The 1,273-nt window shown below is 49.2% G+C and carries 2 protein-coding genes; both read right to left on the bottom strand.

The annotated features are described in order from the left end of the window. Positions 1 to 37: 37 nt before the first annotated feature. A complete protein-coding gene (locus ABH899_RS28545; RefSeq protein ID WP_370002291.1) occupies positions 38 to 922 on the bottom strand; it encodes an IS3 family transposase in 885 nt (294 codons plus the stop codon). Continuing rightward, positions 892 to 1,194, bottom strand: coding sequence for a helix-turn-helix domain-containing protein (locus ABH899_RS28540; protein WP_370002288.1), 303 nt, complete (start codon positions 1,192 to 1,194; stop codon positions 892 to 894). The genes ABH899_RS28545 and ABH899_RS28540 overlap by 31 nt, the downstream gene beginning before the upstream one ends. Positions 1,195 to 1,273: the final 79 nt, after the last annotated feature.

Raw genomic sequence — 1,273 nt, 5'->3', positions numbered from 1 at the left:
TGGTCAAGACCCCATTTAACGGACAAATGAAAAAAGCCTAGGCTGCAAGCTGGCGTCGATATTCCATCGGCGTCAGCTTGTTTAGCTTTCGCTGCGGACGATGGTGGTTGTAAAAATGAATGTAATCCGAAATTCTTCTTTGTGCCTCGTCGAAACTTCGGATATCATACAGATAGAGCCCTTCCGTTTTGAGATGCGAGAAGAAGCTCTCCATAGAGGCGTTGTCTAAACAATTGCCTCGCCTAGACATGCTGATTCGGGCGCCAACCTTTGGCAGCATGTCGTGATACGCGTGAGACGTGTACTGGAATCCTTGATCGCTGTGAACGATCAATCCGGTCACGTCTTTGCGCTTTTCAAACGCCTTTGCAAACGTTTGAAGAACGAGCTCGTTGTCATTGCGCGTACTCATTTGACTGGCTACGATCTCATTGTTGAACAGATCCTTGATGACCGAAAGGTACAGCCACGTCGTTCCGACGCGATACTGTGTAACGTCGGTCACCCATTTCTGGTTGGGAGCGGTCGCTGCAAAATCTCGCTTCAGAACATTTTCTGCGACCCGTTCTCCTGTGGACGACGCGTAGCTGCCCCGATGTTTCTGACGCATGCGAGATCTTAGACCCAGGGCCTGCATCAGCCTCAACACCTTCTTATGGTTGATCCAGATCCCATGGTCTTCAAGGAGAAACAGCTGCACTTGTCGATAGCCATATTTGCCATCATGCTTGAGATATACCGCCTGAATGAGATCCTTGAGCGGCTTGTCCTGATTCCGCTCTTTCCGTTTCTTACAGGCATAGAATCCGCTTCTGGATACACCCAGCAGGCGGCAGAGCTCCGTGACGGTTCCGGTTCCCGCCGCCTGCTCCACCACCTCGTATTTTCGCTTCACACCTCCCGCATCCAAATGTCCAAACACTTTTTTAGCAATTCGTTCTCTCGTTTCAAGCGGGCTATTTGCCGATTTTCATCGACGTACTGTTCTTTTGCTGCTCCTCTTTGGTCGAAGAGGCCATACTCGCCTTGTTTTTTGTACCGAGCCATCCACTTTCTCACCCGATCTTGGTCATGGATGTCCAAGTGGGTTGTAATTCTTCGATACGTCCAACCTTCCTCAACATGCAGGCGTATCGCTTCCTTCTTCATTTCCTCCGTATAGTGCTTGAACTTTTGTCCTTTTCTCGCTGGCATAAAAAAATGCACCCCCTAGAATTTTATCGGATTTTACCCAGAGGGTTTTTCCAATGTCCATTCTAAGGGGTGCACTTCA

The sequence above is a fragment of the Paenibacillus sp. RC84 genome, from assembly GCF_041260495.1.
Lineage (GTDB): Bacteria > Bacillota > Bacilli > Paenibacillales > NBRC-103111 > Paenibacillus_F.
The sequence above is the reverse complement of the archived record's forward strand: the minus strand, read 5'-3'. Positions and strand labels throughout refer to the sequence as shown.